The 12,890-nt window shown below is 70.2% G+C and carries 12 protein-coding genes; 4 read left to right on the top strand and 8 right to left on the bottom strand.

Annotated features, from left to right (window positions below; translation table 11 throughout):
• Positions 1 to 2 precede the first annotated feature (2 nt).
• Entirely contained in the window at positions 3 to 1,175 is a 1,173-nt protein-coding gene (gene larC, locus MYSTI_RS36235) for a nickel pincer cofactor biosynthesis protein LarC (RefSeq protein ID WP_015352825.1), read from the top strand.
• 1 nt (position 1,176) lies between these two features.
• Here larC and MYSTI_RS36230 read toward each other — a convergent pair whose 3' ends face one another.
• From MYSTI_RS36230 to MYSTI_RS36220, 3 genes are all read right to left on the bottom strand, one after another.
• Positions 1,177 to 1,893 (bottom strand): hypothetical protein, encoded by a 717-nt coding sequence (locus MYSTI_RS36230; RefSeq protein WP_015352824.1) that lies wholly within the window; start codon positions 1,891 to 1,893, stop codon positions 1,177 to 1,179.
• Positions 1,890 to 3,449 carry a Ycf46 family AAA ATPase gene (locus MYSTI_RS36225; RefSeq protein ID WP_015352823.1) on the bottom strand — a complete coding sequence of 520 codons (1,560 nt, stop codon included), beginning with the start codon at positions 3,447 to 3,449 and terminating at the stop codon, positions 1,890 to 1,892. The genes MYSTI_RS36230 and MYSTI_RS36225 overlap by 4 nt, the downstream gene beginning before the upstream one ends.
• 117 nt (positions 3,450 to 3,566) lie before the next feature.
• The gene (locus MYSTI_RS36220) at positions 3,567 to 3,983 is read right to left on the bottom strand and encodes a DUF2845 domain-containing protein (protein WP_015352822.1); all 417 of its coding nucleotides are present in this window, start codon (positions 3,981 to 3,983) and stop codon (positions 3,567 to 3,569) included.
• Positions 3,984 to 4,126: 143 nt separating this feature from the next.
• On the opposite strand from MYSTI_RS36220, the gene MYSTI_RS36215 reads away from it, so the two are divergent.
• Positions 4,127 to 4,843 (top strand): DUF2238 domain-containing protein, encoded by a 717-nt coding sequence (locus tag MYSTI_RS36215; RefSeq protein WP_015352821.1) that lies wholly within the window; start codon positions 4,127 to 4,129, stop codon positions 4,841 to 4,843.
• Here the strand turns inward: MYSTI_RS36215 and MYSTI_RS36210 are convergent.
• Both MYSTI_RS36210 and MYSTI_RS36205 read right to left on the bottom strand, forming a co-directional pair.
• On the bottom strand, positions 4,830 to 5,327 hold the full coding sequence (locus MYSTI_RS36210) for a hypothetical protein (protein ID WP_015352820.1): 498 nt from the start codon (positions 5,325 to 5,327) through the stop codon (positions 4,830 to 4,832). The two genes, MYSTI_RS36215 and MYSTI_RS36210, sit on opposite strands and share 14 nt — an antisense overlap.
• Before the next feature lie 156 nt (positions 5,328 to 5,483).
• On the bottom strand, positions 5,484 to 6,872 hold the full coding sequence (locus tag MYSTI_RS36205) for an ATP-binding protein (RefSeq protein WP_015352819.1): 1,389 nt from the start codon (positions 6,870 to 6,872) through the stop codon (positions 5,484 to 5,486).
• A 243-nt stretch (positions 6,873 to 7,115) separates the two neighbouring features.
• Here MYSTI_RS36205 and MYSTI_RS45450 point away from each other — a divergent pair, with 243 nt between their 5' ends.
• The gene (locus MYSTI_RS45450; protein WP_015352818.1) at positions 7,116 to 8,654 is read left to right on the top strand and encodes a sensor histidine kinase; all 1,539 of its coding nucleotides are present in this window, start codon (positions 7,116 to 7,118) and stop codon (positions 8,652 to 8,654) included.
• Between the two features lie 13 nt (positions 8,655 to 8,667).
• Here the strand turns inward: MYSTI_RS45450 and MYSTI_RS36195 are convergent, their stop codons facing one another.
• Entirely contained in the window at positions 8,668 to 9,507 is an 840-nt protein-coding gene (locus MYSTI_RS36195) for an NAD(P)H-binding protein (protein WP_015352817.1), read from the bottom strand.
• Between the two features lie 109 nt (positions 9,508 to 9,616).
• On the opposite strand from MYSTI_RS36195, the gene MYSTI_RS36190 reads away from it, so the two are divergent.
• Positions 9,617 to 10,057: a winged helix-turn-helix transcriptional regulator gene (locus MYSTI_RS36190; protein ID WP_015352816.1), complete on the top strand. Its 441-nt coding sequence runs from the start codon at positions 9,617 to 9,619 to the stop codon at positions 10,055 to 10,057.
• Positions 10,058 to 10,190: 133 nt separating this feature from the next.
• Here the strand turns inward: MYSTI_RS36190 and MYSTI_RS36185 are convergent, their stop codons facing one another.
• Together MYSTI_RS36185 and MYSTI_RS36180 are read right to left on the bottom strand one after the other, a co-directional pair.
• Positions 10,191 to 11,222 carry a sensor histidine kinase gene (locus tag MYSTI_RS36185; RefSeq protein WP_015352815.1) on the bottom strand — a complete coding sequence of 344 codons (1,032 nt, stop codon included), beginning with the start codon at positions 11,220 to 11,222 and terminating at the stop codon, positions 10,191 to 10,193.
• A 1-nt stretch (position 11,223) separates the two neighbouring features.
• Positions 11,224 to 12,885: an NAD(P)/FAD-dependent oxidoreductase gene (locus MYSTI_RS36180; RefSeq protein WP_015352814.1), complete on the bottom strand. Its 1,662-nt coding sequence runs from the start codon at positions 12,883 to 12,885 to the stop codon at positions 11,224 to 11,226.
• Positions 12,886 to 12,890 lie beyond the last annotated feature (5 nt).

Genomic DNA, 12,890 nt, shown 5'->3' with positions numbered 1-12,890 from the left:
CCATGCGACGCATTCTCTACCTGGAGCCGGTGGGAGGCATCGCCGGGGACATGTTCCTGGCGGCGGGCATCGACCTGGGGCTCGCGCCGGAGGCAATTGAAGCGGCGCTGCGAGGCTTGAAGGTGCCGGGCTGGAAGCTGGCGGTGAGCCGCGCGGTGCGCCACGCCATCAGCGGCACGCACCTGGACGTGGTGCTGGACGCGCGCGAGGCGCATCCGCACCGGGCCTACGCGGACATCCGCCGCCTCATCGAGTCCGCGACGACGCTGCCGGACCGCGCGAAGCAGCGCGCGCTGGCGGTGTTCCGCGCCATCGGCGAGGCCGAGGCGAAGGTGCACGGCGTGTCCATCGACGACATCCACTTCCACGAAGTGGGCGCGGTGGACTCCATCGTCGACATCTGCGGCGCGGCGGTGGTGCTGGAGTTGTTGGGAGACCCGGAAGTCCACGCGGCGCCGCCGCCCCTGGGCAGTGGGACGATTCGCGTGGCCCATGGCGCCATGCCCATCCCCGTGCCCGCGACGCTGGAGCTCCTGCGCGACGTGCCCGTGCGCTTCGAGGGCGTGGGCGAGTTGACGACGCCCACCGGCGCGGCGCTGCTCAAGGTGCTCACGAAGATTGGCCACCCACCCGACTTCATCGTGGAGAAGGTGGGCTATGGCGTGGGCACGAAGGACTTCCGCGACAGGCCCAACGTGCTGCGTGCGTCGCTGGGGCGCATGGAGGCGTCGCGCTCCGACGGGCTGTGGGTGGTGGAGGCCAACCTGGACGACGCCACGCCGCAGTTGCTGGGGCACCTGGTGGAGCGGATGCTGGGCGTGGGCGCGCTGGACGCGTGGGTGGCGCCGGTGGTGATGAAGAAGAGCCGCCCCGGCCACCTGTTGAGCGTGCTGACGGAAGCCGGGCTGCGCGACGCGGTGGTGGACACGCTGCTGCGCGAGTCCACGTCGCTGGGTGTGCGCTACCACCGCGTGGAGCGTCAGGCGCTGGAGCGCGACTGGGTGGAGGTGGCGACGCCGTGGGGCAAGGTGCGGGTGAAGCGGGGCCTGCTCAACGGAGCGGTCCTCAACGCGCATCCCGAGTTCGAGGACTGCCGGCGTATCGCGGAGGAGGCGAAGGTTCCGGTGAAGCAGGTGATGGCCGCGGCGCTGGTGGCGCTCGGCCTTCCCGGCTGAATCACCACCACCGCCGTCGCCGAGGCTTGTCCTGGATGGGGATGAGCAGCACGAGGAAGAGTCCCGCGAGGACCAGGCCCGCGATGCGGACTCCTCCCTGTCCTCGGTGCAGCAGCCCGAGCGTCACGCCGAGGTAGGCCGTCACGGCCACTCCTCGCGCGAAGGGTGAGGGCAGCAGGGCCAGGAGGCCCGTGCCCAGTGACGCGTGCTTGCGGAAGAGGTGCCACCCGCTGCCCTTCTGCTCCTGGGCGCGCAGCTGCCCCATGAGGTACTCGTAGCGCTTCGCGTCCTCGCGGCGCTCGTCCTCGAGTCGGGATGACGCGGCCTCCGCTCCGGGGGAGGCGCGCCGGTCGCGCGCTTGCTGTCGCTCTCGGGTGAGCCGGGCCTTGTGCTCCAACTGCTGGGGCGTGTGGAGGTCCGCTTCGCAGCGCTGGCAGGTCTTCGCATAGCGGCCGTTCTCCGCGTCGCAGAGGAGGCAGCGGGGGAAGTCGAGCGCGTCCTCGGACAGGTCGGGCCGGTGCTCGAGGACCAGGGGCGCCTGGGCCTTGAAGCGCTCCAGGTGGGCCTCGGGGACGACGTTGCCCTGAGGGGTGGAGGCGCGCTCGGCGAGGTCCTCGAAGCGACGGCCGCCATCCTGGAGCTGCGCGGGCGCGTCCTGCTTCGCGCGCTCACCCCGGTCGTTCTCCAGATGGAGGAAGCGCGAGAGCTTGAACTTCATGAGGGAGGCCGCTCTCGGGACGAGGCGGGCCGGGTGCGTCCACGCGCCCACTCGCGCAGCCGGCCAATCTCGTCGCGCATCGTCACGGACAGCGGGAAGGTGTCGCGCAGGGTGCGCACCAGGTGCTGCTGCTCCAGCTCGGTGTTCTCCGCGAAGGCTTCATAGAGCCCGGCCACCACCGACTGCTCGATTTCGGCGCCGCTGAAGCCGTCGGCGAGCTCGGCCAGCTCCGGCACGGAGAAGCGGGAGGGCTCACGCTTCCGCTTGCGCAGGTGGATGCGGAAGATGTCCTCGCGCTCGGCTTGAGCGGGCAGGTCGATGAAGAAGATTTCGTCGAAGCGTCCCTTGCGCAGCACCTCGGGAGGCAGCCCGTCGATGCGGTTGGCCGTGGCCACGACGAACACGGGCGCTGTCTTCTCCTGGAGCCACGTCAGCAGGGTGCCGAAGACGCGCGCGGACACGCCGCTGTCCGCGGAGCTGGAGGAGGCCACGCCCGACAGGCCCTTCTCGATTTCATCCACCCAGAGCACCACGGGGGACACGCTCTCCGCCACGCGGATGGCCTTGCGGAGGTTCTCTTCCGAGGAGCCGATCAGCCCGCTGAAGATGCGGCCCATGTCCAGGCGCAGGAGCGGCAGGTTCCAGTGCGCGGAGACGGCCTTCGCGGTGAGGCTCTTGCCGCAGCCCTGGACGCCCAGCAGCAGCAGTCCGCGAGGCTCTGGCAGGCCGAACTGACGGGCGCGCTCACCGAAGGCCGTGGTGCGCTGGCTCAGCCAGCCCTTGAGGTTCTCCAGGCCGCCCACGTTGCCCAGCGTCTCATCGGGTGGGTAGTACTCGAGCAGGCCGCTCTTGCGAATCACCTGCCGCTTCTCGTCCTGGATGCGCTTGATGTCCTCGGGACCCAGCTTGCCGTCGGAGGCGATGGCCTTGGCGAAGGCGTTCTCCGCCTCCGACATCGTCAGTCCGAGCGCGGCCTTGATGAGCTGGTCGGCGTGCTCGCGCGACAGCTCGATGGTCGCCTTGTTCGTGCGGCGCACCACCGCGACAATCTCCTTCAAGAGCCGCATGAGGTCGTTGTACCCGGGCATGGGTACGTCGATGACGGAGACCTCCTTCTCCAGCTCCACCGGGATGAGCAGTGAGGGGGAGAGGAGGATGACGGTGGTGAAGGTGCTCTTGAGGAAGTGCGCCAGCTCGCGCAGGGCGCGCACCACGGTCTTCTCCTCGAGGAAGGCGTGGAAGTCCTTCAGCACCACCAGCGAGGGCTCGCCCAGCTTCTCGATGGCGGCCAGCGCGTCGATGGGGTTGCGAGTGTCCTCGGGAAGCGCGCTCGTGCGAGCGTTGCCCACACCGCGCAGGCCCCGGGTGACGGACCAGGTGAAGACGGCCTTGCCGTGCGCGCGCGCCAGCTCCGCGAGGATGGCGTCCACGCGGTGCTCTTCCCAGGACACCAGGTAGAGCAGCGGGTAGCGGGCGCGAACGAGGAGGTCCAGCTCCTCGAGCCACGGCTCGGTGGGAGAAGCGGCTCGGGCGCTGCCGGGAGTGGAGAGCGACATTCGCCCGCTACCTTAGTGGCCGCTCCCGCGGAACGAAAACCAGGCGCGTGCCCTCTGGGTTCATGACCCAGGTATGCGTGCCAGCTCCAGGGGGCTGCTGCATCGGCTGGGGTCAGCTCAATCGATGTAGTAGCTCTGGTCGATGTTCATGACGCGCCCTTCATGGAAGAAGATCTCCCGCACGTGGTAGCTCGTGCTGTTGGGGGTGCGGCTGTATTTCCATGACCTCGTGTAGACTTCCTTCGAGTGGGGCGAGTTGATTCGTTGCGAGACATCATAGTCGCCCAGCGGAGGACCCAGCAGTTCCCGCACCTCATCGAAGGTCATGCCCAACGTGACCCGCTGAAAGCCTGCCTCGGTGTAGCCGGGTGCGTATTCCGTCTGCGCATCCATCTCCAACAGGCTGAGGAGCCAGTCGGAGTCGCACCTGGCTGTGTTCGTCATGAAGACGCCGGTCATGAGGACCCACAACAAGCGGGTTCGCCATGCCCGCTCGTCTTCGACCCTCGCTTTTTCAGCCTCGAGGTTCAGCATCGGCACCCTCCGTTGTCGAAGCACGCGCTACGCGCCCGACCCCACCACGACCGAGCATCGTACCCCGCCGCTCTGCGCGCAATCCTCGCGTCTGATATAGACGCCCCTCTCCCCACCAGACATTCGAGAGGACAGGACTCACCATGCAGACCGCTGCTCCTCTTTCCGACATGCCCTCCGGTGACGCCGTCACCCCCTTCTTCCCCTCCGTGCGAGGCACGCGCGACGAGGCGAAGGTGCCGCTGATTCTCGTCGGCGTGCTCGCTCCCGTCCTCCTCCTCACGTTCCTCTTCAGCCCGGCGGGTCGGCTCAACTGGGCGCTGGAAGTGGGGCCTGGGCTGGTGGGCATCTGCGTGCTGGCCGCCACCTTCCGCCGCTTCCCCATGTCCCGCTGGGTCTACGTCTGCGTCTTCCTGCATGTGCTCGTGCTGACGTACGGCGGCTACTACACCTATGCGCTCACGCCCCTGGGAGACTGGGCGCGGGACACCTTCGCGCTCTCACGCAATCCCTACGACCGGCTGGGGCACTTCGTGCAGGGCTTCTTCCCCGCGTTCATCATCCGCGAGGTGCTCCTGCGCACCTCTCCGCTGCGGCGAGGCGGCTGGCTGAACTTCCTCACCGGCTCGGTGGCGCTGGCCATCAGCGCCTTCTACGAGCTCCTGGAGTGGTGGGCCGCGCTGGCGCTGGACCCGGAAGGGGGCGACAAGTTCCTGGGCACCCAGGGAGACATCTGGGATGCCCAGTGGGACATGTTCCTCGCGCTCTGTGGCGCCACGCTGGCCATGGCCCTGCTGGGCCGTGCGCACCTCATGAGCATCGAGAAGCTGGTGACGCGCGCGAAGGTCACATCCACTTGAGCGAGTAGCGCCGCAGCCCGTGCCGAGGCGTCATCTTCGCCTCGGTGACAATCTTGCCGAAGCCCATGAGGAAGCCTCGGAAGGTTCCCAGCAGCAGCGGGGCCGGCAGGCGCGAGCCACTCTCCAGCTCCGCCGCCAGCGGCATGAAGGCCACCGTGCGTGCGCTGTCCGCCACGGGCAGGTCGCGCACCAGGCTGCGCAGCACCGCGTCGAAGTCGCCGAAGATCTTCTCCACCGAGTCGAAGCCCCGCGCGCGAGCAATCGGAAGGGTGCGCATGGCCGAGCGCTGGGCGATGGCCTCCACCGCGCGGTCTCCCAGCGCCGCGTGAAGCTCGCCCAGCATGCGGAGATACTCCTCCCAGTCGTACCAGGTCTCGTCCTGCATGCTGTTGATGGTTCGCTGATGCGCCGGAAAGCGCGAGGACGCCGCTGTCATCGAGCCGATGATGGCCTTGAACCAGGCGCCCTGGATTTCGCCGGACATGAAGTGCTCCCCTTGTCGTGGGCGCACTCCATCGCCGCATCTCCCCCCGGGCCAGGGACTTCCTCGCGGCCGTACACGGCCTGACGCTCGCGGCCCGGCTTTCGTCCAACGGTGGATGCTCCCGGCGTGCGCCGGAGGACATCTGGCCGCGAGCGGCTACGCGGGCAGCCGCACCTGCACGCGGGTGTTGCCCGGCTCGGAGAGGACGCGCACGTCGCCGCCGTGCCGCTCGATGATGCGCCGGCTGATGTCCAACCCCAGGCCCGCCGCGTTGGGCTTCGTGCTGAAGAAGGGCTCGAAGATGCGCGGCATCAAGTCCCGAGGAATCCCCGGGCCGTCATCCGCCACCTCCACCACCACCCGCTCCGGCTCCGTCCACGTGCGCAGCCGCAGCGTCCCGCCGCGCTCACCCAGCGCCTCCAGCGCGTTCAACACCAATTGCGTCCACGCCTCGTCGAGCGCGCCCGGCTCACCCTTGAGCTTGGGCGCCGACGGCGCGTACTGCCGCACCACCGCGACGTTGCCTCCCGTCAGCCGATGCGAGAGCACGGCCAGCGTGCCCTCCAGCCCCTCGTGGATATCCACCTCCGCCGAGGGGGCGCGGTCCATGAAGCTGTAGGCCTTCACCGCCTCCACCAGCGCGGAGACCCGGGCGCTGCCTCGCTCCACTTCCGCCAGGAGCACGTCACCACTCACCGCGGCCACCAGCCACGAGAGGGTGTCGCGCAGGAGCGCCTCACCCACGCGGCGCGCCACCGAGTCCAGCCACGCGCCATCCAGGCCGGACGCCACCAGCGCGGGCGCCACGTCCCACGCGTCCGCCATGCCGCGAAGCTCCAGCCACGAGCCCACTTCCTCCTCGCGCAGCGTCCGCGCCAGGGGCTCCAGCGCGGGCGTGGCGCGGGCTCGGTCCGCGGCCTCCCTTGGCAGCGCGAGGAGCGCGCCGCGCTGCGCGGAGGACAGGCCGTGCTGGCCCAGCGCCATGGCTCGCGCGGACACCAGGCGCAGCGTGTCGCGCAGTCGGGTGGCGCTGCGGTTCGCGGACGACGCGGGGTTGCTCAGCTCGGGGGCGAGCCCCGCCACCATCTGCCCGGGAGACAGCGGCCCGGGTTGCTGCGTGGAGACGACCTCCTGCGCCTGCGTGCGCTGGGCGGCCACCTCCATGAGGCCCCGTCCCAGCACGGGCGCTTGTCGGAGCAGCTCCCAGAAGGCCGCGGGCTCCAGCCGCAGCAGGCGCACGTCCGTGCTCGCGTGGCCGGTGGTGGGGTAGGGCGCGTTGAGGAAGAGGATGACCTCTCCGAAGATTTCGCCCGCCTCCAGCGCGCCCGTGGCGGCCTCCTGCTCTCCCACCTTGCGGGTCCACTCCGTGCGGCCCTCGAGGATGATGGAGAGCCCGTCCGCCGGGTCTCCCTGCACGGCGACCCGAGTCCCCGCTGGGAAGTGAAGCTGACGGCCATGGCTGGCCACCCAGTGGAGCTGCTCGTCGCCCAGCCGGGAGAACAGCGGAACCCGGCGCAGCGCTGTGACGATGTCCTCGCTTCCCATGTGTCCGTGGATGCTGCCTGGGTCCCACGAAGGGTGTCCATCTTCTCCTGAGCCCGAGGCACGGAATTGGCCGGTTCGAGGCATGGAGGGCCTCGCCGGACGAGGGCAGGGAGCCGCTGCCTGGTGGCTCGGGGAAGGGGGCCGCACGTCCGGCCGGGTGGCGGACGGTGGAGCGTGGCCGTCGGCAAGGGGCCTGGGTGGGGCGCACTGTTGAGGGAACCCATGTCGGAAGGAGCCCATCGCATGGAGCCTCGAGCCGCTCCGCCGTCGCGCACGGAGTCCCTTGGAGCGCCGAGGGAGCGCCCACGTGACGCCACGGAGTCGTCCCGCTTCCTGGAGGAGCTGCGGACCCTCTCCCTCTTCGCCGAGGTGGAGGCGGAGGAGGCCGAGTGGGTGCGCGGCGAGTCCACGCTCATCGAGCTCCAGCCGCACGAGTGGCTGGGCCGCGAGGGCGAGCCCTCCGCCTTCTATCTCATCCTGGAGGGCTCGCTGCGCATCACGAAGACGGTGGGCGGAGTGGAGACGCTCATCTCCGTCTTCGGGGCCGGGGACTTCTTCGGCGAGGTGCCGCTCCTGCTGGGCCAGTGCTTCCTCTCGAGCAGCCGCGCGCTCACCCACTGCCGGCTGCTGCGCCTGTCGAATCAGGCCTTCTGGCGGATGCTCGCCGAGTGCCCCACGGCGCACCGGGAGATTCTCAAGAAGATGGCCGAGCGCATGAAGTCGCTCCAGTCCATCTCACTCCAGCAGGAGAAGCTGGCGTCACTCGGCACGCTGGCGGCGGGGCTGGCGCATGAGCTGAACAACCCCGTGTCCGCGGTGATGCGAGGCGTGCGCGCGCTGGCCGACCGGCTGCGAGAGCTCCCCGCGCTCGCGCTGTCGCTGGACTGCCGCACCTTGTCCGAGCCCCAGGTGCGCGCGCTGGAGTCGAGGGCCTCCGCGCTGGAGCCCCTGGCGCGCAGTCCGCTGGACCGGGGGGACGACGAGGACGCGCTGGCGCGCTGGCTGGATGCGCGAGGGGTGGAGGACGCGTGGGTGCTGGCGCCGGAGCTGGTGGAGTCGGGGCTGTCGCTCGAGCGACTGGAGCATGAGCTGGCGCCGCTGACGGGCGACGTGTTGAAGGGCACGCTGCGCTGGGTGGCGGCGACGCGGGGAATCTCGGTGCTGCTGGAGGAGGTGGGGCAGGCCGGGGGCCGCATCGCCTCGCTGGTGAACGCGGCCCGCGCGTACACGTACCTGGATGAGGCGCCGTTGCAGCGCGTGGATGTGCACGATGGGTTGGAGAGCACGCTGGCCGTGCTGGCCCACCGGCTGCGTGGCATCGACGTGAGGCGCGAGTACGACCGGAGCATCCCCTCCCTCACCGCGTTCGGCACGGAGCTGAACCAGGTGTGGACCAGCCTCATCGAGAACGCGGCCGATGCCATCAAGGAGAACGGTGGAGGGACGCTGACGGTGCGCACGCAGCGCGATGGAGACCACGTGGTGGTGGAGGTCGAGGACGACGGGCCCGGCATCCCCGAGGAGGTGCTGCCGCGCATCTTCGACCCGTTCTTCACCACGAAGGGCGTGGGGGAAGGGACGGGGTTGGGGCTGAGCATCACCCACCGCGTGGTGTCCATGCTGCATCGGGGCGAGGTGTCCGTCGTGTCGCGGCCGGGGTGGACGCGCTTCCAGGTCCGCCTGCCCTTCGAGCTCGAGGGGGCGTTCATCCCCGAGCCCGCGCGTCCGCGTCCCTCCGTGGCGCGCCAGCACCTCGAGCCCGAGGAGTTGCGCGGCGCCTGAGCGGGGACACCCGTCAGCGGAACGCGGCGACGTTGCGACCGACCCACGCGGAGAACGGGCTCGCGGGTCTCCCCAGCACCCGCTCCACGTCCGGGCTGACGCGCCGCTCGTCGTCCGTCGGCGTGCCCAGGATGTCGAGGGTGCCCTCGGCGACGGGCGCGGGCATGAAGCGCGTCATCATGGTGAGGGCCTCCTCTCGGCTCCACTCCATGAAGCGCAGCGGTGCTCCCACCGCTTCGGAGAGGACGGCGGCTTGCTGGCGCGGAGAGATGGCCACGGGGCCGGTGAGCACGTACACCTTGCCGGCGTGTCCCTCCTCGACGAGGACGCGGGCCGCGACGGCCGCGATGTCCGCCGGGTCCACGACGGGCAGCGCCACGTCGGCGAAGGGCGCGGCGACTCCGCGCGTGGTGCGCACCGGGCCTGCCCAGGCGAACGCGTTCGACGCGAAGCCCGAGGGCCGCAGGAAGGTGCAGCGAAGAGACGAATCCCGGAAGACCGCTTCGATGTCGCGAAGCGGCGCATGCGACGGGGCCGAGGGCCGCGTGCCCACGGCCATGGACGACAGCACCACCAGCCGCTTCACTCCGGCCGCCTCGAACACCGTCCGCAGGGCGCGAGCATCCAGACCCGCGCCTCCGCCGGGGATGAGCAGGAAGACACCCGTCGCGCCTCGCAGATGTGGCGCGAGGGACTCCGGAGCCGACACGTCCGCCTGGACCTGACGGACCTTCGACGAAGACACCGGCGCCGCTGCCTTGCGCGCCACCGCGACCACTTCCTCTCCGGCCTCCGACAACACCTGGACCAGCTCACGTCCCACGTTTCCCGTCGCGCCAATGACCACGAACATTCGACCGCTCCACCGAAAGGGTTCGCGCCATCGATAGCGGCCGAGGTGGCGAAGAGACAGTGGACAACGCGGGGGCGATGGGCTTTCCAATAACCTCACGGTTACCGACATGGCGCTCAAGGTCCGGAAGAATCCAGCAGCACCTCCCCCCGACATCGACCGGCGGCAACGCGGCAAGGGCTCGAGGGTGACGGAAGAATGCCCGCTCAACCGCTCGATGGCGCTGCTCGGCGGTGCCTGGGCCACGCACGTCATCTACTTCCTGAGTGCACGGGCGCGGCGCTTCGGTGAGCTGCGCATCGACATCCCGAATGTCTCCGCGCGAGTGCTCAGCCAGCGGCTCCGCGAGCTCGAAGCGCGGGGCGTCATCGCGCGGACGCTCACGACCATCACGCCGCCCTCGGCCGAGTACACGCTCACCGACCTCGGACGGGAGCTGATTCCCATCGTCCAGGCCATCGCGGATGTCGGCCGCCGACTCGCGACGCGCCCGGTGGCGGGCCGTCGAGGTCGCGGTGGCGTCCGCACGGTCGCGCCCCTCGTGGGCTGAGCGCGCGCAGGTCTCCCCGTCCGTCCGCCGGGCGCGAACATCCCGAGCCTCCGGACATGAATGGTGTCCACCTCCGCCACAAGGCGGCGCGCATCCTTCGGCGCGAGGCAGGAAGACGGAATGCCCGGTGGGCCTAGGTCGCGGCCCCGAATGGCAGCCGCACCTGGAACGACGTGTGGCCCGGGCGTGACTCCACGCGCACGTCGCCGTGGTGACGCTCGACGACGACGCGGCGGATGATGTCCAGCCCCAGGCCCGTGCCGTGGCCCATGGGCTTGGTGGTGAAGAAGGGCTCCCAGATGCGCTCCAGCAACTCCGCTGGAACCCCGGGCCCGTCATCCACCACCTCCACGAGCAGCGAGTCGCCCTCGCGCGCGGTGCGCACGACGAGGTGCCCCTTTCCCCCCATCGCGTCGATGGCGTTGTCGATGAGGTTCGTCCAGACGTGGTTGAGCATCCCTGGCAGGGCCTGGATGCGCGGCAGGCTCCGGTCGTACTCGCGCTTCACCGCGACACCGTGCTTGAGCTTGTAGTTGAGGAGCAGCAGCGTGTTCTCCAGACCCTCGTGGACGTCCACGGGCTCGGGATGCTCCTTGCCCGCGTGGGTGAAGGACTTCACCGCGCCGGCCAGCTCCGACAGTCGCGTGGTGCTCTGCCTCACCTCCGTCAGCAGCGCTCGCGTGCGCACCAGGGACTCCAGCCACGCGAGTGCATCCGGGAGCGCCTCACCCGGGAGTGTCTGTGCGAGCGGCTCCAGCTTCTCCTGTCCGATGGCCGCGTCCAGCAGCGTGGGCGCCAGGTCCCACGCGTTCGCCACGCCTCGGGCATCCATCCACGTGGCCAGCGCGTCCTCGGCGTCGCCTCGGGTGAGCGGGTCCAGGTCCTGGGTGGCGCCTCGGCCCTGGCTCTGCCGGCAGGTGCGCAGCATCAGTTGTCGCTGCTCTGGCGTCAGCTTCCACCGGTCCAGCTCCAGCGAGAGGTCCTCCTGCGCGTCCATGGCCTGGGTGAGCTGCTCGGTGGCGCGGCGGCCCGCGGAGGCGGGGTTGTTCATCTCGTGCGCGAGGCCCGCGGCGTGACGGCCCAACGCGGCCAGCTTCTCCTGCCGCAGCAGCGCGCCCTCCAGACATCTCAGCCGCTCCTGGGGCTCCTTCGCGTCCCCGGCCATGTCACACCTCGCTCAGGTACTGATGGATGAAGGAGATGGCGATGGAGCCCTCGCCCACGCCGGAGGCCACGCGCTTGATGGACGCATGGCGCACGTCGCCCGCGGCGAAGATGCCGGGCACGCTCGTCTCCAGCAGGAATGGCGCGCGCTCGGGCTTCCACCCCTTGGGCCGCTCGCCGCCGGGCATCAGGTCCGGGCCGGTGAGGATGTAGCCGCGTGCGTCGCGTGCCACCAGGTCGTCCAGCCACTCCGTCCTCGGCACCGCGCCAATCATGATGAACAGCGTGCTGGCGGGCACGGTGCGCTCGGGCTGCCCCTTCGTCGCCAGCGTGAGGCGCTCCAGGTGGGCGTTGCCCTCCACGCGCGTCACCTCCGTGTCGAGCAGCACGGTGACGTTGGCCAGCGAGTGCACCTGCTCCACCAGGTAGTGGGACATGCCTCGCTCCAACGAGTCGCCTCGCACCACCAGCGTCACCTGTCGCGCGAACTGCGCGAAGTAGAGCGCGGCCTGTCCGGCGGAGTTGGCGCCGCCGATGATGTAGACCTCCTCGTCCTTGCACGAGAGGGCCTCGGTGCGGGAGGAGCCGTAGTAGACGCCCGCGCCGGTGAAGGACTGGATGCCCGGGGTCTCCAGCTTCTTCCACTGCACGCCCATGGCCAGGAGCAGCGCATGGCAGCTCAGCTCCGTTCCATCCGCGAGCGCGACGATGCGGTAGGGGTCCTCCACGCGCACGCCCTTCACCTCCTGCGGCGTGAGGATCTCCACCCCGAAGCGCGCGGCCTGGGCCACCGCGCGCCGCGCCAGGTCGGAGCCGCTCAGGCCCGCGGGGAACCCCAGGTAGTTCTCGATGCGAGAGCTGGTGCCCGCCTGTCCTCCCGGTGCGCTGCGCTCCACCATGACGGTGCTCAGTCCCTCGGATGCGCCATACACGGCGGCGGCGAGCCCCGCGGGACCACCGCCGATGATGACCAGGTCGTAGAAGGGCTTGGTGGCGCGGACCTTCAGGCCGATGCGCTCGGCCACCTCCAGCGTGGAGGGCCCCATCAACCGGGTGCCATCCGGGAAGAGCACCAGCGGGAGCTTCTCCACCGCCGCGCCTCCCGCCTGCGCGAGCAGCAGCCGCCCCTCCTCGCTGGCCTCCACGTCGAGCCATTGGTAGGGCACCTGATTGCTGCCCAGGAAGTCGCGCAGCGCGTGGGCGCGCGGAGACCAGCGGTTGCCCAGCACGCGGATGCCCTCGAAGGTGGGCGGGTGGTGTGCCCACCACTCCTCGAGCAGGTCCGTCAGCACCGGGTAGAGGCGCTCCTCCGGAGGCTCCCAGGGCTTGAGCAGGTAGTGGTCCAGCCTCACCTCGTTGATGGCGTGGATGGCGGCCTGCGTGTCCGCGTACGCGGTGAGGAGCACGCGCCGGGCCTCGTCGTAGAGGGCCTTGGCCTGCTCCAGGAACTCCACGCCGGACATGCCGGGCATGCGCTGGTCCACCAGGAAGAGCGCCACCGGGTCGCCGCGCAGGCGGAGCTTGCGCACCGTCTCCAGCGCCGAGTCACCTCGGTCCGCGCTCAGCACGCGGTACTCGCGGCCGTACTGGCGCCGCAAGTCGCGCTCCACCGCGCGAAGCACCTCTGTGTCGTCGTCGACCGCGAGGATGACGGGCTTGGCCATGCGGT

The sequence above is a fragment of the Myxococcus stipitatus DSM 14675 genome, from assembly GCF_000331735.1.
GTDB lineage: Bacteria > Myxococcota > Myxococcia > Myxococcales > Myxococcaceae > Myxococcus > Myxococcus stipitatus.
This window is presented reverse-complemented; position numbering and strand designations above follow the sequence as displayed.